Origin of the sequence: Mitsuaria sp. WAJ17 (genome assembly GCF_014174515.1) — a bacterium.
Lineage (GTDB): Bacteria > Pseudomonadota > Gammaproteobacteria > Burkholderiales > Burkholderiaceae_C > Roseateles_B.
This window is the reverse complement of sequence record NZ_JACJUG010000012.1, coordinates 86,928-109,440: the sequence shown is the minus strand read 5'-3', so window position 1 is coordinate 109,440 and position 22,513 is coordinate 86,928. Positions and strand designations below refer to the sequence as shown.

General features: G+C 68.3%; 15 protein-coding genes and 2 riboswitches. Of the genes, 9 read left to right on the top strand and 6 right to left on the bottom strand.

Annotation, left to right across the window (positions count from 1 at the left end; all coding sequences use genetic code 11):
* Positions 1-150: 150 nt before the first annotated feature.
* Positions 151-795 carry an ANTAR domain-containing response regulator gene (locus H5407_RS11855; RefSeq protein WP_183104654.1) on the bottom strand — a complete coding sequence of 215 codons (645 nt, stop codon included), beginning with the start codon at positions 793-795 and terminating at the stop codon, positions 151-153.
* A 242-nt stretch (positions 796-1,037) separates the two neighbouring features.
* Here H5407_RS11855 and H5407_RS24005 point away from each other — a divergent pair, with 242 nt between their 5' ends.
* Both H5407_RS24005 and H5407_RS11835 read left to right on the top strand, forming a co-directional pair.
* Positions 1,038-2,819 carry an immunoglobulin domain-containing protein gene (locus H5407_RS24005; protein WP_220800575.1) on the top strand — a complete coding sequence of 594 codons (1,782 nt, stop codon included), beginning with the start codon at positions 1,038-1,040 and terminating at the stop codon, positions 2,817-2,819.
* 679 nt (positions 2,820-3,498) lie between these two features.
* Positions 3,499-5,868, top strand: coding sequence for a M4 family metallopeptidase (locus H5407_RS11835; RefSeq protein WP_183104653.1), 2,370 nt, complete (start codon positions 3,499-3,501; stop codon positions 5,866-5,868).
* A 120-nt stretch (positions 5,869-5,988) separates the two neighbouring features.
* Here H5407_RS11835 and H5407_RS11830 read toward each other — a convergent pair whose 3' ends face one another.
* Both H5407_RS11830 and H5407_RS11825 read right to left on the bottom strand, forming a co-directional pair.
* Positions 5,989-7,056, bottom strand: a complete 1,068-nt coding sequence (locus H5407_RS11830) for a PHB depolymerase family esterase (protein ID WP_183104652.1) — start codon at positions 7,054-7,056, stop codon at positions 5,989-5,991.
* 38 nt (positions 7,057-7,094) lie between these two features.
* The gene (locus H5407_RS11825; RefSeq protein ID WP_183104651.1) at positions 7,095-7,553 is read right to left on the bottom strand and encodes a hypothetical protein; all 459 of its coding nucleotides are present in this window, start codon (positions 7,551-7,553) and stop codon (positions 7,095-7,097) included.
* Positions 7,554-8,118: 565 nt separating this feature from the next.
* On the opposite strand from H5407_RS11825, the gene H5407_RS11820 reads away from it, so the two are divergent.
* Both H5407_RS11820 and H5407_RS11815 read left to right on the top strand, forming a co-directional pair.
* The gene (locus tag H5407_RS11820; RefSeq protein WP_310737640.1) at positions 8,119-8,376 is read left to right on the top strand and encodes an AAA-associated domain-containing protein; all 258 of its coding nucleotides are present in this window, start codon (positions 8,119-8,121) and stop codon (positions 8,374-8,376) included.
* A gap of 122 nt (positions 8,377-8,498) precedes the next feature.
* Positions 8,499-11,816 (top strand): amidohydrolase family protein, encoded by a 3,318-nt coding sequence (locus H5407_RS11815; RefSeq protein ID WP_183104649.1) that lies wholly within the window; start codon positions 8,499-8,501, stop codon positions 11,814-11,816.
* 61 nt (positions 11,817-11,877) lie between these two features.
* Here H5407_RS11815 and H5407_RS11810 read toward each other — a convergent pair whose 3' ends face one another.
* From H5407_RS11810 to H5407_RS11800, 3 genes are all read right to left on the bottom strand, one after another.
* Entirely contained in the window at positions 11,878-13,434 is a 1,557-nt protein-coding gene (locus H5407_RS11810; protein ID WP_183104648.1) for a DegQ family serine endoprotease, read from the bottom strand.
* 75 nt (positions 13,435-13,509) lie between these two features.
* Positions 13,510-14,883, bottom strand: a complete 1,374-nt coding sequence (locus H5407_RS11805) for an ATP-binding protein (RefSeq protein WP_255501202.1) — start codon at positions 14,881-14,883, stop codon at positions 13,510-13,512.
* Between the two features lie 38 nt (positions 14,884-14,921).
* A complete protein-coding gene (locus H5407_RS11800; RefSeq protein ID WP_183104646.1) occupies positions 14,922-15,581 on the bottom strand; it encodes a response regulator transcription factor in 660 nt (219 codons plus the stop codon).
* A 110-nt stretch (positions 15,582-15,691) separates the two neighbouring features.
* Positions 15,692-15,795: riboswitch (glycine riboswitch) on the top strand.
* Positions 15,796-15,804: 9 nt separating this feature from the next.
* A riboswitch (glycine riboswitch) is annotated at positions 15,805-15,913 on the top strand.
* A gap of 60 nt (positions 15,914-15,973) precedes the next feature.
* Between H5407_RS11800 and gcvT the strand changes: the two genes are divergently transcribed.
* The 5 genes from gcvT to H5407_RS11775 all read left to right on the top strand — a co-directional run bounded on the left by gcvT (position 15,974) and on the right by H5407_RS11775 (position 22,414).
* Positions 15,974-17,098, top strand: coding sequence for a glycine cleavage system aminomethyltransferase GcvT (gene gcvT / locus H5407_RS11795; RefSeq protein ID WP_183104645.1), 1,125 nt, complete (start codon positions 15,974-15,976; stop codon positions 17,096-17,098).
* A gap of 91 nt (positions 17,099-17,189) precedes the next feature.
* Positions 17,190-17,564, top strand: coding sequence for a glycine cleavage system protein GcvH (gcvH, locus tag H5407_RS11790; protein ID WP_183104644.1), 375 nt, complete (start codon positions 17,190-17,192; stop codon positions 17,562-17,564).
* A 144-nt stretch (positions 17,565-17,708) separates the two neighbouring features.
* Complete coding sequence (gcvP, locus tag H5407_RS11785; RefSeq protein ID WP_183104643.1) at positions 17,709-20,609, top strand: aminomethyl-transferring glycine dehydrogenase; 2,901 nt, start codon at positions 17,709-17,711, stop codon at positions 20,607-20,609.
* 26 nt (positions 20,610-20,635) lie between these two features.
* Positions 20,636-21,013, top strand: a complete 378-nt coding sequence (locus H5407_RS11780; protein ID WP_183104642.1) for an ASCH domain-containing protein — start codon at positions 20,636-20,638, stop codon at positions 21,011-21,013.
* A gap of 9 nt (positions 21,014-21,022) precedes the next feature.
* Entirely contained in the window at positions 21,023-22,414 is a 1,392-nt protein-coding gene (locus tag H5407_RS11775; RefSeq protein ID WP_183104641.1) for an L-serine ammonia-lyase, read from the top strand.
* The last annotated feature ends 99 nt before the right edge of the window (positions 22,415-22,513 follow it).

The following is a 22,513-nucleotide window of genomic DNA, read 5'->3' as shown; positions in this document are numbered from 1 at the left end:
TCGAGGGCCACGCCTTTGTGGCCTTCACAATTCATTCAGCAGGAAGCGTGCCAGGGCATTTCAATGGGCTTCCGGGCCCGCATCGGGCCAGAGCTGCGGTTTGATGCACCGCAACAAGCCCTTCGCGCCTCGCCTTGGTGCGCGTGCGCCTCATGTCGGGCGCAGCAGGGATTGCGCCTCGATGATGCGCGCTGCCAGCTCGGCCATGGGCAGCTTGCGGTCCATGGCCAGTTTGCGCAGGCGCTGGTAGGCCGCTTCCTCGTCCAGGCCGGCCTCCTGCATCAGGATGCCTTTGGCCCTCTCAATGGTCTTGCGCGCGGCCAACTGGGCCTGGGCGCGGTCCAGCTCCTGGCGCAGGGCCAGGTCTTGCTCGAAGCGGGCGATGGCTACCTGCAGCACCGGCGCCAGGCGCTGCGGCTGCAGGCCCGCGACCACGTAGGCGCTGACACCGGCCTGCAGGGCGCGGCGCATGGGCGCGTCCGCCGGGTCTTCGGCGAAGACGACCACGGGGCGCGGCAGGGCGTCATTGAGGGCGGCGAGGTTCTCCAGCGTGTCGCGCGTGGGCGACTCGGCGTTGACGATCACCACATCAGGCTGCAGGCGCTGCACGCAGTCGTGGATCAGGGCGGCGTTGTCCACGGTGCCCAGCACCTCGCAGCCCAGCAACTGCAGCTCCTGGCGCAGCAGCTGCGGGCTGGCGACGCCGTCCTCGATCAGCAGAACACGCACGCCCCGCATGCCGGCTTGCGGCTTGCGGAGCTCGTCGCCCTGCCCTTTGCTTTCATGACTGTCCATGCCCGCATGGCGCAAGAAGCGTGCCGGGCCACTCTTGTGCGGGCTGCCAGCCTCGCGCCCAAATGCGTACAAGCCAGCGCGAGGTCCGGGCGTCATCATCCGCGGCACAGAAAGTGGGCCCGATGCAGGCCCTCCGTCACAGCGGCCCTCCTTGGTCGGAACCGCCAGAGAGGGGATCCCCCGGGCAGCGCCGTGATCCGGCGCTGCGATGCCCTCTCTGACCCCCATGGAGACTGCTTTTCATGTTTGCTCGACTCCTTGGCGCCGGCCTGCTGGCCGGTGCCCTTCTTCTTCCCCAGTCCGGCCGTGCCGGCCCCGCCAGCATCGCGCTGGGCGACATCGACAAGGGCACCTTCTGCTACAGCGAGCCCCTCAACCTGCGTGCCGATGTCAGTGACCTCAAGGCCGGCTTCAATGCCAGCAATTGGCTGGCCACGCTCTCCGGCGTCTACGGCCGGCGCTGGCCCAGCGGCAAGGCGCTCGCCCAGGCTCAGGCCAATGACCAGTACTTCAAGGGCTTCGTGGACACCAGCAGCTTCAACAAGCTGGCCGAGTCCCTCATGGTGGCCATTCACGAGGAGACCCATATGTGGGACCTCGACGGCAGCCGCACCCAGTGGAACAGCTTCACCTCTTCCTGGATCGACGACACGACGCAGTTCCTCAAGTTCCCGCTCTATGACGCGGACGGCGGCTTCCCGCGCAAGGAAATCCTCTCGCTCATCAAGGACGACGCCTCGTCCGACATGGACAATCTCTACCTCAAGGACAGCGCCCAGGGCGACTACCACCTGCAAGGCGTGACGGCCGAGCTCAATGCCGGCCTGATGGGGCTGCCTGCCTCGCTGGCGGTGGCTGAGTTCATTGACGGCATCGGGGCCAGCAACGCCCGCGACATCGCGCTGACCAACCTCAACTACCTGCAGCTCTACCTGCGCGTGGCCAAGTCCAGCCACGCGGGCTATTACGCCAAGCTCAAGAGCGACGCCACCTGGCGCAAGTACGTGCTGGTGCAGTTCCTGCGCACGGCCTACTTCGTCACCCAGTCCGACGCCTACGCCGCCAAGCTCGGCAGCAGCAAGGTGCCGGCCCTGATCAGCCGGGTCTATGCGCCGGAGAACCTGGCCATCCTGGAAGACTTCAGCGGCTACAAGTTCCCCACCCGCATCAGCGACACCTGCATGGGTTCGGGCACCGGCACCGCGCCTGTGATCAGCGGCCAGCCGCAGAACGTCGTGGTGTCGGCCGGCCAGGGTGCCAGCTTCAGCGTGACGGCCAGCGGGGGGGGGCTGAGCTATCAGTGGCGCAAGAACGGCAGCAATGTGCCCGCCAACGGCAACGCCGCCACCTACAGCATCGCCAGCGCGCAGGCGGCCGACGCCGGCAGCTACAACGTGGTGGTCAGCAACAGCCTGGGCTCGATCGCCAGCAGCGCGGCCAGCCTCACAGTCAATCCCGCGGCGGTGCAGGTGAGCGTCAGCCCGGCCAATGTCACGATGAACATGGGCGCCACCCAGGCCTTCTCGGCCACGGTCAAGGGCAGCGGCAACACGGCCGTCACCTGGTCGGTGGTGGAGGCCGATGGCGGCAGCATCAGCAGCAGCGGCCTCTACACGGCACCAGCCCGCCTGGGCACCTACCACGTCAAGGCCACCAGCGTGGCCGACGGCAGCCGCAGCGCCCAGGCCACCATCACCGTCAACGGACCCACGGACTCCGGCACCACCGTCACCGGCACGCTCAGCGCGGGCGGGCAGGCCCGCATCCCCGGCGGCAGCCCGGGCTTCTGGCAGGTCTCCACCCGCTACAACTTCCGCTTCAACCTGAGCGGCCCCGCCAACGCTGACTTCGACATCTACCTCTACAAATACGTGAACGGCAGCTGGACGGTGGTCGCCAAGTCCGAGGGCCCCAGCTCGACGGAGGCCATCAGCTATGTGGGCGAGGCCGGCTACTACTACCTGCAGCTCAAGTCCTATTCCGGCAGCGGCAGCTACACGCTGAAGTACTCCGTCTATCCCTGACCGGAGGGTGCCGCATGATTGCAATCGTCTTCAATAACAAGGCATTTGTGCGGCATTCGGACATGACCCCAACTTGCATACAAGCCAGCCCTGCCCAGGCAGTGCAAGATCGAGGCAGCTGGGGACAGGCCCCTCAACAAGCCATCGCCCGTTGACACCGCCAAGCCCTGGCTTGCTCTCTCTTTGAGCGCCGATGCCCATCGGCGCTCTTTTTTTGCCCGGGGAAACCCGAGACGCCGAGGGTAATCCGGGGGGGCGAGGTATCCCTGCCCCGCCCGTTTCTTGTACGTTTTTCGCCGCCATCCCCTTGGAATCGTACAAGTGAATGTGGGCGATTGGCGAAATAGTCCGGCCAAACCAAAAGAGCTGGGCCGCGCACACCACACCAGGCCCAAGCGAGGAAGCATCCCGGGGCCGTGGGGCCAGGTGCCGAACAAGAGCCGATGAGCCAAAGAGGCCGGCGCCGAACAGGTGGCCGCCAACGAGGGATACGCGCCAGCGACGCGTTGCATTTGCAGAGACCGGATTGCACAGGGACCGGCCGGGACGTTGAAGTCGTACGGCCCGGCCGGCCTGGGCCGTCAGGCCGCCCGGTGGCGATCCGGTGTTTGAAAGAAGTACCTCCCTGGCCGTCTACCGATGGCCAGCACTTCCATCCTCAGAGCGAGAGAGACAAGCTATGAACAAGACTTCCAACAAGACCCTGCGAACACTGTTCGCGCTGGCGGCCGTGGCATCGGCCACGCAGGTGCTGGCGGCAGAACGCGTCGAGCTGGGACGCGCCAAGGGCCTTGCACTCGGCCAGACGCTGGCCCCCGGTGCCCAGGGCGCCGCCGCCCTGGGCCTGCGCGCCGAGGACCTGCGCGCAAGCCGCAGCCAGACCTACGCCAATGGCCTGGTGGTGACGCGCCATCAGCAGCTCTTCCAAGGCGTGCCTGTCTGGGGCCATGGCATCGTCGAGCACCGCGCGGCGGCCCGTGGCTTGACCGCGGCCAGCTCGCAGTTCACCGGCGTGCTGGTCAACAAGATCGAGCAGGACCTCGCCAGCGCACGCCCAGCCCTGAGCCAGGCCAATGTGCTGGCCCAGGCCCGCGGTCTGGCTCGCGCGGTCGATTCGCGCAACGAGCAGGCACAGCTCTTCGTCCGTCTGGACGACAAGGACAAGGCCCATCTGGTCTACCAGGTGTCCCTGCTGGCCGGTGAGGGCAAGTCCCTGAGCCGCCCCTTCTTCCTGATCGATGCCAACACCGGCACGGTGCTCGATCGCTGGGAAGGTCTGAACCACGCCAACGGCACCGGCCCCGGCGGCAACCAGAAGACGGGCTCATACGAGTACGGCAGCAATGGCCGGCCCTACCTGGATGTCACGCAGAGCGGCAGCACCTGCAAGCTGGACAGCGCCGACGTGGTGACGGTCAACCTCAACGGTGGCACCTCCGGCAGCACGGCCCACAGCTTCACCTGCCCCCGCAACACCGTGAAGCAGATCAACGGCGCCTACTCGCCGCTGAACGACGCGCATCACTTCGGCAATGTGGTGTTCCGCATGTACCGCGACTGGCTGGGCGTGCGCCCCATCAGCCAGAAACTGCAGATGCGCGTGCACTACGGCTCCAGCTACGAGAACGCCTTCTGGGACGGCACCGCCATGACCTTCGGTGACGGCGCCTCGACTTTCTACCCCCTGGTCTCCCTGGACGTGGCCTCGCACGAAGTCAGCCATGGCTTCACCGAGCAGAACTCCGGCCTGGTCTACTCCAAGCAGTCCGGCGGCATGAACGAAGCCTATTCGGACATGGCCGGCGAGGCCGCCGAGTTCTACGACCGCGGCAGCAACGACTGGCTGGTGGGCTACGAGATCTTCAAGGGATCCGGCGCCCTGCGCTACATGGACGACCCGACCAAGGACGGCCGCTCCATCGCCCATGCCTCCAACTACACCGACTCGCTGGACGTGCACCTGACCTCGGGCGTCTACAACAAGGCCTTCTACACCCTGGCCAAGACGGCAGGCTGGGACACGCGCAAGGCCTTCGAGGTCTTCGCTGACGCCAACCGCCTGTACTGGGGCCAGAACGAGACCTTCAACAACGGCTCCTGCGGCGTCATGAAGGCTGCGCAGAGCCGGGGCTACTCGATCGCCAACGTCATCAGCGCCTTCAACGTGGTCGGCGTGACCTGCCCGAACCCGCCCTCGGACGGCCTGCCCGCCATCAGCAGCCAGCCCGCCAGCGCGACGGTGACGGTCGGCTCCACCGCCACCTTCAGCGTGACCGCCACCAGCGACACGACCCTGAGCTACCAATGGCGCAAGAACGGCAGCGCCATCAGCGGCGCCACCTCGGCAAGCTACACCACGCCGGCCACCACCACCGCTGACAACGGGGCGCTCTTCAGCGTCGTGGTGACCAATGCCAAGGGCAGCGTGACCAGTGCCAACGCCACCCTGACCGTCAAGAGCAGCGACACCACCCTGCCGGTGATCACCAGCCAGCCGGCCAGCGTGACCGTCAACGCTGGCAGCCCCGCGACCTTCTCGGTCACGGCCACCAGCGGCAGCGCGATGAGCTACCAGTGGCGCAAGAACGGCAGCGCCATCAGCGGTGCAACCTCCGCCAGCTACACCACCCCGGCCACCACCACGGCCGACAACGGTGCGCTCTTCAGCGTGGTTGTCACCAATGCCAACGGCAGCACCACAAGCGGCAACGCCACCCTGACCGTCAATGGCGGCGGCACCGGCGGCACCACGGTGACCGGCACCCTGAGCAGCGGCGGCTCGGCCACCTACCCCAGCGGCAGCCCGGGCTACCACCAGAGCACCGGTGGCGGCGCATTCAAGATGAGCCTCACCGGCCCGTCCAGCGCTGACTTCGACCTCTACCTGTACAAGTGGAACGGCAGCTACTGGGCCGTGGTGGCGAAGTCGGAGGGTTCCACCTCCACTGAGTCCATCAACTACAACGGCACGGCGGGCTATTACTACATCGAGGTCTACTCCTACTCGGGCAGCGGCAGCTTCACGCTGAACTACACCCTGCCGAAGTAAGGCACTCGCGGCTCTCGCGGCGGACGAGGAGACTCGCCCGCCGCAAGACCTGACCCTTGGAGGCGCCCTGTGTCTTGCGACGCAGGGCGCCTTTTTCGTCTGTCGAGGCGGGGGCGAGGATCAGCGCCGTGGCTGCGACAGCGACTGCGACTGGAAGAAGGCCCACATCGTGTCGTTGGCATCCAGGGCCTGGCTGGGCTGGCCCTTGCCCGGGCGGCTGCGCCCGCCCGGCCAGCTGTGGCCGCCGGTCTCGGTGGTGCACAGCTGCACCTGCACGCCCTCGGCGCAGCCGCTGTAGCGCTCGCACCAGGCTCCCGGCTGTTGCAGCACCTTCAGGGGCGTGCCGCTGCAATGGTTGCGCTGCACCCAGCGCTGTGTGGTCTCGGGCACGGAGACGAAGTCCATCACCTTGCTGCGGTCGCGGAAGGCCTCGGGGCCGGCGCCGCCCTGGTAGAGCACGTGGTCGTCGTCCAGAGCATGGATCATCAGCACGGGGATGGGCCGCCGCGGCTGGCAGCGGCTGGTGGCGTCCGTGCCGGCCACGGCGGCGATGCCGGCCAACTGCTCGCTGAGCTCGCAGGCCAGGCGGTGGCTCATCATTGCGCCGTTGGACATGCCGGTGGCGTAGATGCGGCGCGCGTCTATAGACAGGCGCTGCTTCAGGTGCTCGATCAGGGCGCGGACGAAGGCCACGTCCTCACTGCCGCTGTCGCGCGCGGAGCCGCAACAGCCACCGGCATTCCAGGTAGCCAGGTGGTGGCCGGGCGTGCCGCTGTGGCCGTTGGGGAAGACGGCGATGAATCCGGCGCTGTCGGCCTTGCTGATGAGGCCATAGCGGCTGTTGTCGGCCTGCAGCGCCATGCTCCCGCCCCCGCCATGGAAGGCCAGCAGCATGGGCATGGGCTGGTCCGTCCGGTAGCCGGGCGGCACATGGATCATGAAAAGCCGCTCCACGCCCATGACCTCGATGCGTCCCTGGTGGGTGCCTGGGCTGGCGAGCGCTGCGTCGGTGGCGGGCTCCGTCTTGCGAGTGTCCCGCCCTTCGCGACGCTCGGCCATGCGCTCACGGATGCGTTCACGCAGGGTGCCCTGCTGTGCCTTGGCCACCGGCGCGAGGCCCAGCCACATCAGGGCGGCCATCAGGCCCGCCAGCAGCGTCAGCCGACGCCCGGTCATCGACAGCATCATGCGCGTTTTCCTCGATGCCGCCCGGGCGTGCACCGGGCTCAGTGCCTGTGGGAATGGTCGTGGTCGTGGTGCTCGTGGCCACAGCCGGGCCCGTGCACATGGGCCTCGGCCTTAACCGCCACGCCGACGGGCTTGCCTCGCGGGGCCTGCTCATGCCCATGGCCACAGCCCGGGCCGTGCACATGCCCCTGCTGATCCTGCTGCCCGTGGTGGGCGTGCCCATGGTCATGACCACAGCCGGGCCCGTGCACATGCGGCGCCGGCGCATGCGGTGCGAGGACGCGGATCAGCGAGCCGTCTTCGCCCACCAGCACGTCGCCGTCGTGCAGCTGCGTGCCTGCGGGCAGTTGTACCGTCAGCGTGCGGCCGAGGCTGTCCGTGGCCTGGAAGGCGGCCGCGCCGGTTTGGCTGGCGTCCAGGCTGAGCTGGCAGGCGCGCTTGAGCAGCACGGCGGCCAGACCCTGGCCCTGGGGCAGGAATTTGGAGACTTGGGTCATGGTGAATCTCTTGACGAAGCGCCTGCGGGCGGAGGCTGACATTGTCCCTGATCGGCTCCGGCGGCTGGCCCTGGCCATTGCAGCGCGGCTGCCGGTGCGCCGCATGTCCCGTCGGTCAAGAATTGCGAAGCGCCCATATAAAGGTTCTTGAAGCTGGCCTGCGGGGCCCGCCTGCGCTTGACGCCGGAATTGGTGCACTGGAACAAGCGCGCCCGTCACCACAACGGAGTCCCCACGTGGACAGTCCCAGCCCTCAACGCCCCTTCGCGAAGCGTGCCGCATCGGCCTTCGCAGCGCTGACGCACTGAGCCCCCGTTGACCGGCGGCACGGCGTCCTGCCGCTGCCATCGCCGCCCCGGACCCGGCCTTCTTCAAGGCCTCCACTTCCGGCGGACCGCCTCGTCCCGTCATCTCCTTTCCCGTCTGCTGGCCGGTGGCCGGCTGCAGGCCTGGGTCCCGTGCGGCCACAGCGGCAGCCTGCCCCCCCTGGCCACAGCGCACCGCATGAGTGTCCCGCCCATGGGCAAGAACACGCGCGAATTCGTTGCCCGCCTAGATGCTGCCCGTGGCCCACGCCCTGGCACTGCTGGGCCTGGCGCAGCTGGAAAGCGGCGATCTGCAGCTCAGCCCCCTGGGGCGACGCAACGTGGAGGGCGGCCATGCCTTGCGCCAGGAGCTCTTTGGACAGCAGCTGCTGGACCGCGTGCCCCTGGTCGCCCACATCCGCCACAGCCTGGAGCAGCAGAGCAGCGGCCAACTGCCCGAGCAGCCCGTCCTGCGCCTGCCCACCGGCGAGTTGGAGGCGCAGGACGAGCCGGTCTGAGCCTACGGGCGCGGTGCGGCCTGCGCCCACATCGTGCGCGGCACCTGCGTTCAGCCCTCGAAAACCGCCGTTCATGGTGGCCCCAATGGCGGCCGAGGAAGCGCGGGCTATGCTCGCGCGCCATGAAAATACCTGTCCAACGCCCATCCGCTCCCGCCCTGCTGGCCCTGGCCAGCGCCCTGCTCTGCAGCAGCCTGGCCCTGGCCGCTGAACAGGCGGCGGCTCCTACCACGCCAGCCAAGAAGCCGGCCTGGGACGTCAACCACCCGCCCGGCGAGGCGCAGACCGTGTCCATCGACGTGCGCAGCGGCACCTGGATGAGTGTGGACGTGAGCCCCGACGGCCAGACCCTGGTCTTCGACCTGCTGGGTGATCTCTACACCCTGCCCATGGCCGGCGGCGAGGCCAAGCCCCTGACCCGCGGCCTGGCCTGGGACATGCAGGCCCGCTTCTCGCCGGACGGCAAGAGGATCGTCTACATGTCCGATGCCGGTGGCGGCGACAACATCTGGGTGATGAACGCCGATGGCAGCGGCGCACGCGCACTCACGACGGAAGATTACCGTCTGATGAACAACCCCGTCTGGCATCCCAATGGCCAGTACGTGCTGGCGCGCAAGCACTTCACCGGCACCCGCTCGCTGGGCTCCGGCGAGATCTGGATGTATCACCTGGACGGCGGCAAGGGCGTGCAGCTCAACGAGAAGCCCAGCTGGCAGAAGGACCGCGGCGAGCCGGCCGTCTCGCCCGACGGCCGTTTCCTCTATTACTCGCAGGACAGCACGCCCGGCAGCAGCTTCCAGTACAACAAGGACGGCAACGGCGAGATCTTCCGCATCTACCGCCAGGATCTGCAGGAGGGCACGACCGAGCCCTTCGTGAGCGGCCCCGGCGGTGCCGTCCGTCCCACGCCTTCGCCGGATGGCAAGTACCTGGCCTTCGTGCGCAGGGTGCGCGGCGCCAACGGGCCGCAGTCCACCCTTTTCCTCAAGGACCTTCGCAGCGGCCGCGAGTTCGCTGCCTGGGGTCAGCTGGAGCGCGACCTGCAGGAAAGCTGGTCCGTGCATGGTGTCTACCCCGCCTTTGCCTGGACGCCCGATGCCCGGGCCATCGTTGTGTGGGCCCAGGGCAAGCTCTGGCGCGTGGACCCCTTCAAGGGCAGCGCCCTCGAGATCCCCTTCCACGTGAAGGACACGCGGGAGATTCGCCCGGCCCTGCGCTTTGCGCACGAGGTGGCACCGGCCGAGTTCGACGTCAGGCAGCTGCGCTGGGTGAGCGTCTCGCCGGACGGCGGCCAAGCCGTCTACTCGGCCCTGGGCCGTCTGTACGCGAAAGACCTCAAGAGCCAGGCACCTGCACGCCCGCTGAGCAAGGATGACGCCGGCTTCGCCTACTACCCCAGCTTCTCGCGCGACGGTCGCGAGCTGGTCTATGTGCGCTGGGACGACGCGCAGCTCGGCAGCGTCTGGAAGCTGGACCTGGCCTCGGGCCGCGAGACCCGGCTCACGCAGGCGCCGGGCAAGTACCTCTCGCCGCGCCTGTCCCCGGACGGCAAGTGGGTGGTCTATCAGAAGTCCAAGGGTGGCTACCTGACCTCGCCCGTTCACGGCCTGGAGACCGGCCTCTACCTCGCCCGCGCCGACGGCCAAGGCGAGCCCCAGTTGCTCAGCAAGGACGGTGCCGCCCCGCAGTGGGGCCGGGACAGCGACAACGTCTACTTCACCCGCAGCGTTCATCCCACCGAAGTGGACAGCGTGTACAAGCTGGTGCGCCTGAACCTCAGGGACCGCAACGAGCTGGAGATCGCCAAGAGCGAGTTCGCCAGCGAGTTCAGCCTCTCGCCGGACGGCCGCTGGCTGGGCTTCGTCGAGCGCTTCCACGCCTATGTCGTGCCGCTGCCGGCCACGGGCAAGACCCTCTCGCTGGCACCCAAGATGGACGCCGTGCCAGTGAAGCAGCTGGACATCAATGCCGGTGAATACCTGCAGTGGTCCGGCGACAGCAAGACCCTGCACTATGCCCTGGCCGACCAGCTCTTCAGCGTGCCGCTGGACCAGGTCTTCGCCAAGGGCGAGGGCCAGGCCTACAAGCCCGTGGAGCAGGGCCAGCCCATCGGCTTCAGGCAGAAAGCGGACAAGCCGCAGGGCCGCATCGCCTTCACCGGCGGGCGCATCGTGACCATGAAGGGCGATGAGGTCATCGAGAACGGCACCCTGCTGGTCGAGGGCGACCGCATCGTGGCCGTGGGCGCTGCCTCCGCCGTTGCCGTGCCGGCTGACGCGCGCCGCGTGGACGTCAGCGGCAAGACCCTGATCCCCGGCCTCATCGATGCCCATTGGCACGGCGGCATGGCGGAGTCCCGCCTGATCCCGCAGCAGAGCTGGGTCAACTATGCCTCGCTGGCCTTCGGTCTCACCACCATCCACGACCCGAGCAACAGCACGGCCGAGATCTTCACGCAGTCCGAGATGCAACGCGCCGGACGTGTGGTGGGACCGCGCATCTATTCGACCGGCACCATCCTCTACGGCGCCAAGGCCGATGTCAGCGCCCTGGTCAACAGCTACGAGGACGCGCTCACCCACCTCAAGCGCATGAAGGCTGCGGGCGCCATCAGCGTCAAGAGCTACAACCAGCCCCGCCGCGAACAGCGCCAGCAGGTGCTGGCCGCCGCGCGCGAGACCGGCATGATGGTGGTGCCCGAGGGCGGTTCGCTGTTCCAGACCAACATGAGCATGGTGGTGGACGGCCACACGGGCGTTGAGCACGCCCTGCCCGTGGCCAAGGTCTACGAGGACGTCAAGCAGCTGTGGCCTCAGACGGCCGTGGGCTACACGCCCACCCTCAACGTGGCCTATGGCGGCCTAGACGGCGAGCACTACTGGTACGCCCGCACGGACGTCTGGAAGCACCCCATCCTGTCGAAGTTCGTGCCTCGCTCGGTGCTGGAGCCGCGCAGCGTGCGCCGCGAGACGGCCCCCGACGAGGACTTCAACGTCATCCAGGTCGCGAAGACCGCCACCGAACTGGAGCGCGCCGGCACCCGTACCAATATCGGCGCCCACGGCCAGCGCGAGGGCCTGGGTGCGCACTGGGAGATGTGGATGTTCGGCCTGGGCGGCATGAGCCCGATGGAAGCCCTGCGCAGCGCGACGCTCAACCCGGCCCGCTACCTCGGCCTGGACAAGGACATCGGCTCACTCGAACAAGGCAAGCTGGCCGACCTGGTGGTGATCGACGGCGATGTGCTCAAGGACATCCGCCAGAGCGACCGCATCAGCCAGGTCATGGTGGGTGGCCGCCTCTATGCCGTGCCCAGCATGAACGAGGTCGCGCCGCGGCAGAAGGCCCGCAAGCCCTTCTTCTTCGAGGGCGAGGCTGCCGGCACGCCGCTGGACAGCGATGCCCTGGCCGAAGGGCATGGGCACCACGGGCATTGAGCCACCCGCCACGCAAGGCAAAGGGCGCCCCGCGGGGCGCCCTTCTTCATGGCGGCGCGGCTCAGCCCAGCTTCACCGGCACGAAGATGCGGTCCTTGCCGCGCTGCACCAGCAGGGCCACGGACTTCTCCGCGCCGGCCACCACGCTGCGCACCTGCTCGACCGAGCTCACCGGCGTGCCGTTGACCGCCAGCAGCACGTCCCCCGGGCGCACGCCGGCCTGGGCCGAGGGACCGCTCACGTCGTCGATCACCAGGCCTTCCTTGACGCCGCTGTCACGGCGCTCCTGCGGCTCCAGCGGGCGCAGCGCCAGGCCCAGCCTGCCTTGCTGCGGACCGGCTGCGTCGTCGGACTTGGCCAGACGACCCTTCTTCTCGCCGTCATCGCCCAGGCTGGCCTTGAGCGTCTCGAGCTTGCCATGGCGCCAGACTTCCAGCGTGGCCGTCTCGCCCGGCATGGCCTGGCCGACCAGCGCCGGCAGGTCGCTGCTGGCCACGATGGGCTGGCCGTTGAACTTCAGGATCACGTCGCCCGACTTCAGCCCGGCCTTGGCGCCAGCGCTGCCCTCCTCGATATTGGCCACCAGCGCGCCCTCGGGGCGGGGCAGCTTGAAGGAATCGGCGAAACCCTGGTTCACGTCCTGGATGGTGATGCCCAGGCGGGCGTGCTGCACCTTGCCACCCTTCTCGATCTGCTGGCGCACGCGCTGGGCCACCTCGACGGGAATGGCGAAGGACAGGCCCTGGTAGCCGCCGCTCTGGCTGTAGATCTGCGAGTTGATGCCCACCACCTCGCCGCGCGCATTGAACAGCGGACCGCCGGAATTGCCGGGGTTGATGGCCACGTCGGTCTGCAGGAAGGGCACGAAGCTCTCCTGCGGCAGCGCGCGGCCCTTGGCGCTCACAACACCGGCCGAGACGCTGTTCTCGAAGCCGAAGGGCGAGCCGATGGCCAGCACCCATTCGCCCACGCGCAGGTCCCGGGTATTGCCCAGGGTCACGGTGGGCAGGCCGCGGGCCTCGATCTTCAGCACGGCCACGTCGGTCTTGGGGTCGGAGCCCAGCACCTTGGCTTTGAACTCACGGCGGTCGGTCAGCTTGACCGTCACCTCGGTGGCATCGCGCACCACATGGGCATTGGTCAGGATGGTGCCGTCCTCGGAGACGATGAAGCCCGAGCCCTGGCCGCGGGTGGGCATCTCGCCCCCACGCGGGAGCTGCGGCTGGAAGCGGCGGAAGAACTCGTAGAAGGGATCGTCCGGGTCCATCTCGGGCATGGCGCCGCGGCGCTGCCCCTGGGTCTTCACGGTGCCGGTGACGCTGATGTTGACCACGGCCGGGCCCTGGCGGGCGGCGATGGTGGCGAAGTCGGGCAACGCGGCCGGGCTTTGGGCCGCGGCGGCAGCAGGCGCCACTGCGCCAGCGACAGGCGCCGTGCCGGCCTGCACCGGGCTGGTGGTGGCGGCTTCGGGCAGGGGTGCTGCCGTGGCGCTGGTCTTGATCGTGTTGCTGGCGTGCATGGCGCCGGCGCCGCCGGCGGCACCAAGCACGCCAGCGGCAACGAGGGCCCAGACCAGGCGGCGGGCCGGAATCATGCGGATGGAGCGGTGGTCAGTCATGGCGTTCTCCTTGGGCTGCTGCGACCTGGGCGGTCGCGATGAGCAGCACTGTCGAACGCCTCGCTTAGAAGCCGCTTAATGAAGCTGAGCCTTGTCTGAGGAGGCCTGTGGCGGTTCGCAGGCGGGCAGGCGCAGCTCCACCTGCAGGCCCCCCAGGCGGCTGGACTGGCTCAGGCGCAGCTGGGCGCCATGGCGATCGGCGATGGCCTTGACGATAGCCAGGCCCAGGCCGCTGCCCGGCGCCTGCGTGGCCGCAGCGCTGCTACGGTAGAAGCGGTCGAAGACCCGCTGGCGCTCGCCTGCGGGGATGCCGGGGCCGCTGTCCTCTACCAGCAGCAAGACCTGACCCTCGCCCGGCGTGGCGTGCAGGCTGAGGTCCACCTGTCCACCTGCGGGGCTGTACTTGATGGCGTTGTCCAGCAGATTGCGCAGCAGCACGCTCAGGCCCTCGGGCTGGCCCATGACCCAGGCGGTGTCACAGTCCTGCAGTCCTACGTCCACGCCGCGCAGGCCGCCCAGCTCGCTGGCGTCGGTGACGGCCTGGCGGCAGAGTTCATCCAGGGCCAGGGGTTCCAGATCGCGCTGCGCCGCCGCGCCCTCCTGGCGGGCCAGGGACAACAGCTGCTCGATCAGGCGCGACGCCCGCTCGATGCCCTGCTCGAGGCGCCTGAGGCCGGGCTCGCCCTGCGTGCCGTTGATGCCACCGCCCTGCTGCAGCGCCTGCAGCTGCAGCTTCAGCGCCGCCAGCGGGGTGCGCAGCTCGTGGGCCGCGTCGGCCACGAAATTCTGCTGGTCCTCGAAGGCGCTGCGCACGCGGCCCAGCAGGGCATTGAACTCCTGCACCATGGGCCGCAGCTCGCTGGGCAGGTCGCTTGCGGGCACCGGGGCGAGGTCGCCCGGGGAACGGTCCGCCAGCTGGGCCCGTACACGTTCCACCGGATCCAGGGAGCGGCTGATCACCAGCCAGACGACCAGACCCAGCAGCGGCAGCATCAGCAGTGTGGGCATGGCCGTGCGCCAGGCCAGCTGCGAGGCCATGCGCTGGCGCACCGAGAGGTCCTGTGCCACCTGGATCACCTGCAGCGGCGTCTGCACCGAGAAAACGCGGAAGGTCCGGCCGCGGTCGCTGACGTCCGAGAAGCCCAGCACCGCCCGCTGCGGCAGCAGCCAGGGCCCGGGCGAGCGGAACAGCGAGGCGCCGTCCAGGCTCCAGACCTGCACATGGAAGTCGAAGCTCTGCTGCTCGCCCAGCGGCAGGGAGATGGTGCCGCTGCCCGGCCCCGCCACGCTGCCCCTCAGGGAAAAGGCCATCTGCTGCATCTGGTAGTCGAAGAGCTGGTCAGCCTCGGCCAGCGCCGTGCGGTAGGCGCTGTAGGCCTGAAGAAAGGCCGCCAGCGAGACGGCGGCCAGCAGAAACATCAGGAGGCGCTGTCGCAGCGAGCGTGGCATCAGCCAGCGCCGCAGCGTCGTCAGGAGCTCGGCGCCCTTCATTCCTTGGGCACGCGGTAGCCCACGCCGCGCACGTTCTGGATCAGCTCGGCCCCCAGCTTCTTGCGCAGGCCGTGGATGTAGACCTCAACGGCATTGCTGGAGATCTCGTCCTTCCAGCCGTAGAGCTTCTCTTCCAACTGCTGGCGCGAGAGCACGATGCCAGGCCGTGCGAGCAGCGGCTCCAGCACTGCCCACTCCCGGGCCGAGAGCACGACCTCCCGGCCATCCTTGCTGACCTCGCGCGTGGCGGGGTTGATGGCCACACCCTTGTGCTCGTAGACCGGCTCGGCGCGGCCCTGGGCCCGGCGCAACAGGGCGCGGATGCGGGCCAGCAGCTCGTGGAACTCATAGGGCTTGAGCACGTAGTCGTCCGCCCCTGCATCCAGGCCGGCGATGCGCTGCTCCAGGGCGTCGCGCGCCGTGGCGATCAGCACCGGCAGGCCCTGCTTGCGGCTGCGCAGCTGCTTCAGCACCGTCATGCCATCGGCCTTGGGCAGGCCCAGGTCCAGGATCAGCAGGTCGTAGTTCTGGCTCAGCAGCGCGGTGTCGGCCATCTCGCCGTCCCGGACCCAGTCCACCGCATAGCCTTCCGCACGCAGCAGATCCAGCAGGGGCTCACCGATCATCAGGTCGTCTTCGACCAGCAGCAGTCTCATGGCGCGGCTCAGGAATTCCAGAGGGAAAAGGAGAATTCTCCACGGAAGAAAGCCCCCGCCCTTAGCAGCCCCTTAATCTCTTGCCGGGCTGGGTGAATCCATGGCTACAATGCGGCCCGTCAGGAGAGAGCTCTCTAGCGGGAGCCGCCGAAGGCGCAGAGGCACTGGTGATCCCACGCTTCGAACGCTCAGGCAAAAGGACTGACAAAACGTTCCGATCGGAACGTTCCTCACTGGAGAGAGGCGGGTCTTGAACCCGCCCACCGAAGGGGCAAGCTGCGGGCGATTCGCTGGCGGCCAATCTCTCAGGTAAAGCGGACAGCGAGGGCAGCTCCCCATCCCCGGATCAAAGGCCGGGCTGGGGTTTCAGAATGCCCTCGCAGGAAATTGCCATGTCCGCCCCCTCCGCCGATCTCAAGAAGACCCCCCTGCACGCCCTGCACGTCGAACTCGGTGCCAAGCTGGTGCCCTTCGGCGGCTACGACATGCCCGTGCAGTACAAGGCCGGCATCCTGGCCGAGCACAAGCACACCCGCACGGCCGCCGGCCTCTTCGACGTGTCGCACATGGGCCAGCTGCGTCTCGTGGGCGCCGACGCCGGCGCCGCGCTGGAATCCATCGTGCCGGTGGACATCGTCGATCTGCCCGTCTACAAGCAGCGCTACGCCCTCTTCACCAATGAGCAGGGCGGCATCCTGGACGACCTGATGGTCTGCCGCCGCCCCGACGACATCTTCGTGGTCGTCAACGCCGCCTGCAAGGAGCAGGACACCGCCCATCTGCAGGCCAAGATCGGCAGCCGCTGCGAGGTGATCCCCACCCCTGAGCGCGCACTGCTGGCACTGCAGGGCCCGCAGGCCGTGACCGCCCTGGCCCGCCTGAACCCCGAAGTTGCCAAGCTGACCTTCATGACTGGCGGCTACTTCACTCTGGACGGCATCGAGACCTTCCTGACCCGCTCGGGCTACACCGGCGAGGACGGCTTCGAGATCTCCGTGCACAACGACCAGGCCGTCGAGCTGGCCCGCAAGCTGCTGGCCCAGCCCGAGGTGATGCCCATCGGCCTCGGCGCCCGCGACACCCTGCGCCTGGAAGCCGGCCTGTGCCTGTACGGCCATGACATCGACACCAGCACCACCCCCGTGGAAGGCGCCCTGACCTGGGCCATCCAGAAGGTGCGCCGCGCCGGTGGCGCCCGTGCCGGCGGCTATCCCGGCGCCGACATCATCAACGAGCAGTTCGCCAACGGCGTGCAGCGCAAGCGCGTGGGCCTCATCTCCACCGAGCGCATGCCGGTGCGTGAAGGCGCCAAGCTGGTGAACGCCGACGGCGCCGAGATCGGCGTCGTGACCAGCGGTTCCCTGGGCCCCACGGTCAACCAGCCGGTGGCCCTGGCCTATGTGCAGACGGCCTACGCCGCCCAGGGCACCGAGGTCTTCGCCCTGGTACGCGACAAGCGCGTCGCCATGACCGTGGCCGCCACGCCGTTCGCACCGCACCGCTACTTCCGCGGCTGACATCCGCGTGTGGGGGGCCGATACTGGCCCCTCGCCTGCTTTCCCCCTTCCAGTTTTCCCTGGTCTTTTCTCCCGACATTCGGAGCACACCATGAGCATCAAGTACACCGCCGACCACGAGTGGATCCAGATCAACGCTGACGGCACCGCCACCGTGGGCATCACCGTCCATGCGCAAGACGCGCTGGGCGACGTGGTGTTCGTGGATCTGCCGGACGTCGGCAAGAGCTTCGCCGAGAAGGAAGTGGCCGGCGTGGTCGAGTCCGTCAAGGCCGCCGCCGACGTCTACATGCCCGTGAGCGGCGAGATCACCGAGGTGAACGAAGCTCTGCGCGCCGACCCCTCGCTGGCCAACAGCGACCCGCTGGCCTCGGGCTGGTTCTTCAAGGTCAAGCTGTCCAAGCCGGCCGAGCTGGACGCCCTGATGGACGCCACCGCCTACGACGAGCTGGTCAAGAACAGCTGATCGCCGTGAGGTGAACAACGGGCACCGACAGTCCTGTCCGTGCCCGTTTCCGTATCTGCGGGGCGGCCCCAGCCTGCCGCCGCCCTGCCCCGGACTGCCGCAGCAGGCCATGAGCCCGCCGCGGTCACCGATGAAGGATTTGCCATGTTGATGTCTGCTCTGAAGCCCCTGCGCGAGCTCGAGAACGCCGCCGAATTCCACGCCCGCCACATCGGCCCCGATGCCGCTGACGAAGCCGCGATGCTGTCCGTGATCGGCCAGGCCTCGCGCCGCGCCCTGATCGAAGCCATCGTGCCCGCCAGCATCAAGCGCTCGGCCGGCATGCAGCTGCCGCCCGCCGCCACCGAGGCCGCCGCGCTGGCCGAGCTGAAGGCCGTCGCCGGCAAGAACCAGGTGCTCAAGAGCTACATCGGCCAGGGCTATTACGGCACCCTGACCCCGGGCGTCATCCTGCGCAACATCCTGGAGAACCCCGCCTGGTACACCGCCTACACGCCCTACCAGGCCGAGATCTCTCAAGGCCGCATGGAAGCCCTGGTCAACTTCCAGACCATGGTGACCGACCTCACCGGCATGGCCATCGCCAACGCCTCCATGCTGGACGAGGCCACCGCCGCCGCCGAAGCCATGACTCTGGCCGCCCGCGTGGGCAAGAGCAAGAGCCAGACGTTCTTCGTGGCCGACGACGTGCTGCCGCAGACCCTCGAAGTGGTGCGTACCCGCGCCGAGCCCATTGGCATCACCGTGGTCGTTGGCCCCGCCGCCGAAGCCGGCAAGACCGAGTGTTTCGCCGCCCTGGTGCAGTACCCCGGTGTGAACGGTGATGTGCGCAGCCTGCAGCCGATCGCCGACGCCGTGCACGCCCAGAACGGCCTGCTGATCGCCGCCGCCGACCTGCTGGCCCTGACCCTGCTGAAGGCGCCGGGCGAGCAAGGCGCCGACATCGCCGTGGGCACGACCCAGCGCTTCGGCATGCCCATGGGCAACGGCGGCCCGCACGCCGCCTACATGGCCTGCAAGGACGAGTTCAAGCGCAACTTGCCGGGCCGCCTGGTGGGCGTCTCGGTCGATGCGCAAGGCAACAAGGCCTACCGCCTGGCCCTGCAGACCCGCGAGCAGCACATCCGCCGCGAGAAGGCCACCTCCAACATCTGCACCGCCCAGGTGCTGCCGGCCGTCGTGGCCAGCATGTACGCCGTCTACCATGGCCCGCAAGGCCTGAAGCGCATTGCCCAGCGCGTGGCGGCCTTCACCGCCATCCTGGCCGAAGGCCTGAAGGGTCTGGGCTTCTGCATCGCCAATGCCGCCGCCTTCGACACCCTGCACGTGCAGACCGGCGACAAGACGGACGCCCTGCTGGCCGCCGGCGTCAAGGCCGGCATGAACTTCCGCCGCGCCTCGGCTCAGTCGCTGAGCCTGTCGCTGGACGAGACCACCACCCGCGAGGACCTCGGCGCCCTGCTGGCAGTTTTCGCCGAAGGCAAGACCCTGCCGGGCTTCGCCGCCTTTGAGAAGGGGGTCGCCGCCATGATCCCGGCCGAGCTGGTGCGCACGAGCGCCTATCTGGCCCACCCGGTGTTCAACACCCATCACAGCGAAACCGAGATGCTGCGCTACCTGCGCGCCCTGTCCGACAAGGACCTGGCCCTGGACCGCAGCATGATCCCGCTGGGTTCCTGCACCATGAAGCTGAACGCGACCAGCGAGATGATCCCCATCACCTGGCCTGAGTTCGCCCACGTGCATCCCTTCGCCCCGCGCGAGCAACTGGCCGGCTATGAACTGCTGAACGAGCAGCTGACCGCCTGGCTGTGCCAGGCCACGGGCTATGCCGGCATCAGCCTGCAGCCCAATGCCGGCTCGCAGGGCGAGTACGCCGGCCTGCTGGCCATCAAGGCCTGGCATGAGTCGCGCGGCGAGGGCCATCGCAAGATCTGCCTGATCCCCGAGTCCGCCCACGGCACCAACCCTGCCTCAGCCCAGATGGTGGGCATGCAGGTGGTGGTCACCAAGTGCGACAAGGAAGGCAATATCGACCTGGTCGATCTCAAGGCCAAGTGCGAGCAGCACAGCGCCAAGCTGGCGGCCATCATGATCACCTACCCCTCGACCTATGGCGTCTTTGACACCCAGGTCAAGGAGATCTGCCAGATGGTCAAGAGCCACGGAGGCCGCGTCTACGTGGACGGCGCCAACATGAACGCCCTGGTCGGCGTGGCCGCGCCCGGCGAGTTCGGCGGTGACGTGTCCCACCTGAACCTGCACAAGACCTTCTGCATCCCCCACGGCGGCGGCGGCCCGGGCGTCGGCCCGGTCTGCGTGGTCGCCGACCTCGTGCCCTTCCTGCCCGCGCACCGCAGCGCCGGCGTGGGCGTGGCCACCAATGTGGGCGCCGTCTCGGCCGCTCCGCTGGGCAATGCCGCCGTGCTGCCCATCAGCTGGATGTATGTCCGCATGATGGGCGCCGACGGCCTGCAGGCTGCCACCGAAGTGGCCATCCTCTCCGCCAACTACGTGGCCGCCCGACTCTCGGACGCCTACGACATCCACTTCAGCGGCAACATCGCCGGCGTGAAGGGTGGCGGCGTGGCCCACGAGTGCATTCTGGACCTGCGCCCCCTGAAGGACAGCTCCGGCGTGTCCGCCGAAGACGTGGCCAAGCGCCTGATCGACTACGGCTTCCATGCCCCCACCCTGTCCTTCCCGGTGGCCGGCACGCTGATGGTCGAGCCGACCGAGTCGGAGTCCAAGGCCGAACTGGACCGCTTCTGCGATGCCATGCTGGCCATCCGCGCCGAGATCGCCAAGGTCGAGGCCGGCCAGTGGGCCCGCGAGGACAACCCCCTGGTCAATGCCCCGCACACCGCCGAGGTGCTGCTGGCCACCGAGTGGAGCCATGGCTACACGCGCGAGGAAGCCGCCTACCCGGTGGCCACCCTGCGCCGCCAGAAGTACTGGTCGCCGGTGGGTCGCGTGGACAACGTCTACGGTGACCGCAACCTGTTCTGCTCCTGCATTCCGATGAGCGAATTCGACCAGGCATAAGACCGCAGCCCACGGCAGGAGCCAGCATGGACCCCAACAGTGAATTCGCTTTGGACCAGAGCTTCACCGCTCTTGCCGTACTGAGCCCGGCGGGCAAGCTGATCGCGCAGGGCCGGCACCGCCTGGAGCTGCGCTCCTGGTGTCCGCCGCAGCTGCCCCTGCGCGACCTGCTGATCATCGAGAGCCGACGCCAGGTGGCCTCGGAGGACCAGCTAGACCCTGAGGCGGCAGGGGTCGCCCTGGTCGATGTACTGTCGGTGGAACCCTGGCCGAGCGCGCCCGGCATGTATGGCTGGAGGCTTGGCAACGTCCGCCCCATCACCCCCAAGCTGAGCCCGCTGCCCGCGCGCGGCGGCCTCTACACCATCTGCCTGAGCAGCCTCGCCGAGACTGCCGTCACCTGAGAGAGCCCCATGGCCGTTTCCGTTTTCGACCTGTTCAAGATTGGCATCGGCCCCTCCAGCTCCCACACGGTGGGCCCGATGCGTGCGGCCCGTCTCTTCGCCTCGCGCCTGCGCAGCGAGGGCCAGCTGCCGCACACCGCGCGCGTGCTGTCCCAGCTCTACGGCTCCCTGGGCGCCACCGGCAAGGGCCACGGCAGCGACACCGCCGTGCTGCTGGGCCTGGCCGGTCATGAGCCCGACACCGTCGATGTCGAGCGCGTACCGCAGTACCTGGACGACATCCGCCAGGGCAACCGCCTGCAGCTGCTGGGCGAGCACTGGGTGGACTTCAACGAAGCCAAGGACCTGGTCTTCTTCCGCCGCCAGAGCCTGCCCTTCCATGCCAATGGCATGCGCTTCAGTGCCTTCGATGCAGCGGGTGCGCTCCTTTCGGAAAAGACCTACTACTCGGTGGGCGGCGGCTTCGTCGTCAGCGAGGAGGTCGCGGCCGACGGCAGCAAGCAGAAGGTCATCGCGCCCGATGCCACCGTGCTGCCCTATCCCTTCAAGACTGGCGACGAACTGCTGGCACTGACCAAGGCCCACGGCATCAGCATCGCCGAGGTGATGCGCCGCAACGAGCGCCACTGGCGCAGCGACGCGGACACGCGGGACGGCCTGCTGCGCATCTGGCAAGTGATGCAGGACTGCGTCAGCCGCGGCCTGCGCACCGAGGGCATCCTGCCCGGGGGCTTCAAGGTCAAACGCCGCGCCTCGCAGCTCTATCGCGACCTCACCGCCAACCCGGAAGCCGCCCTGCGTGACCCGCTGCAGGTGATGGACTGGGTCAACCTCTACGCCCTGGCGGTGAACGAGGAGAACGCCGCGGGTGGCCGCGTGGTGACCGCCCCCACCAATGGCGCCGCCGGCATCGTGCCGGCCGTGCTGCACTACTACAGCCGCTTTGTGCACGGCGCCAGCGAAGACGGCGTCGTGGACTTCCTCCTGACCGCCGCCGCCATCGGCATCCTCTACAAGGAGAACGCCTCCATCTCCGGCGCAGAGGTCGGCTGCCAGGGCGAGGTCGGCGTGGCCTGCTCGATGGCGGCCGGCGCGCTGTGCCAGGTCATGGGCGGCACGCCCGAGCAGGTGGAGAACGCCGCGGAAATCGGCATGGAGCACCACCTGGGCCTGACCTGCGACCCGGTGGGCGGCCTGGTTCAGATCCCCTGCATCGAACGCAATGCCATCGCCTCGGTCAAGGCCATCAATGCCGCCCGCATGGCCCTGCGCGGCGACGGCACCCACTTCGTCAGCCTGGACAAGGTGATCAAGACCATGCGCGACACCGGCGCCGACATGATGACCAAGTACAAGGAAACGGCCCGCGGCGGCCTGGCGGTGAACATCGTCGAGTGCTGAGCACGCCGCGTCCTGTTGCGGGCGCCGCCCCTCACCGCGGCCTGGCCTTTGTCCACGAGGTCGATGGCCGGTTCCGGCCAGTCCTCGTTTCTCCAAAGC

Excerpts from the sequence above, each read along its gene's own strand:
- H5407_RS11855 (WP_183104654.1), bottom strand. The coding sequence starts at position 795 with ATGGACAGTCATGAAAGCAAAGGGCAGGGCGACGAGCTCCGCAAGCCG.
- H5407_RS24005 (WP_220800575.1), top strand. The coding sequence starts at position 1,038 with ATGTTTGCTCGACTCCTTGGCGCCGGCCTGCTGGCCGGTGCCCTTCTT.
- H5407_RS11835 (WP_183104653.1), top strand. The coding sequence starts at position 3,499 with ATGAACAAGACTTCCAACAAGACCCTGCGAACACTGTTCGCGCTGGCG.
- H5407_RS11830 (WP_183104652.1), bottom strand. The coding sequence starts at position 7,056 with ATGATGCTGTCGATGACCGGGCGTCGGCTGACGCTGCTGGCGGGCCTG.
- H5407_RS11825 (WP_183104651.1), bottom strand. The coding sequence starts at position 7,553 with ATGACCCAAGTCTCCAAATTCCTGCCCCAGGGCCAGGGTCTGGCCGCC.
- H5407_RS11815 (WP_183104649.1), top strand. The coding sequence starts at position 8,499 with ATGAAAATACCTGTCCAACGCCCATCCGCTCCCGCCCTGCTGGCCCTG.
- H5407_RS11810 (WP_183104648.1), bottom strand. The coding sequence starts at position 13,434 with ATGACTGACCACCGCTCCATCCGCATGATTCCGGCCCGCCGCCTGGTC.
- H5407_RS11805 (WP_255501202.1), bottom strand. The coding sequence starts at position 14,883 with ATGCCACGCTCGCTGCGACAGCGCCTCCTGATGTTTCTGCTGGCCGCC.
- H5407_RS11800 (WP_183104646.1), bottom strand. The coding sequence starts at position 15,581 with ATGAGACTGCTGCTGGTCGAAGACGACCTGATGATCGGTGAGCCCCTG.
- gcvT (WP_183104645.1), top strand. The coding sequence starts at position 15,974 with ATGTCCGCCCCCTCCGCCGATCTCAAGAAGACCCCCCTGCACGCCCTG.
- gcvH (WP_183104644.1), top strand. The coding sequence starts at position 17,190 with ATGAGCATCAAGTACACCGCCGACCACGAGTGGATCCAGATCAACGCT.
- gcvP (WP_183104643.1), top strand. The coding sequence starts at position 17,709 with ATGTTGATGTCTGCTCTGAAGCCCCTGCGCGAGCTCGAGAACGCCGCC.
- H5407_RS11780 (WP_183104642.1), top strand. The coding sequence starts at position 20,636 with ATGGACCCCAACAGTGAATTCGCTTTGGACCAGAGCTTCACCGCTCTT.
- H5407_RS11775 (WP_183104641.1), top strand. The coding sequence starts at position 21,023 with ATGGCCGTTTCCGTTTTCGACCTGTTCAAGATTGGCATCGGCCCCTCC.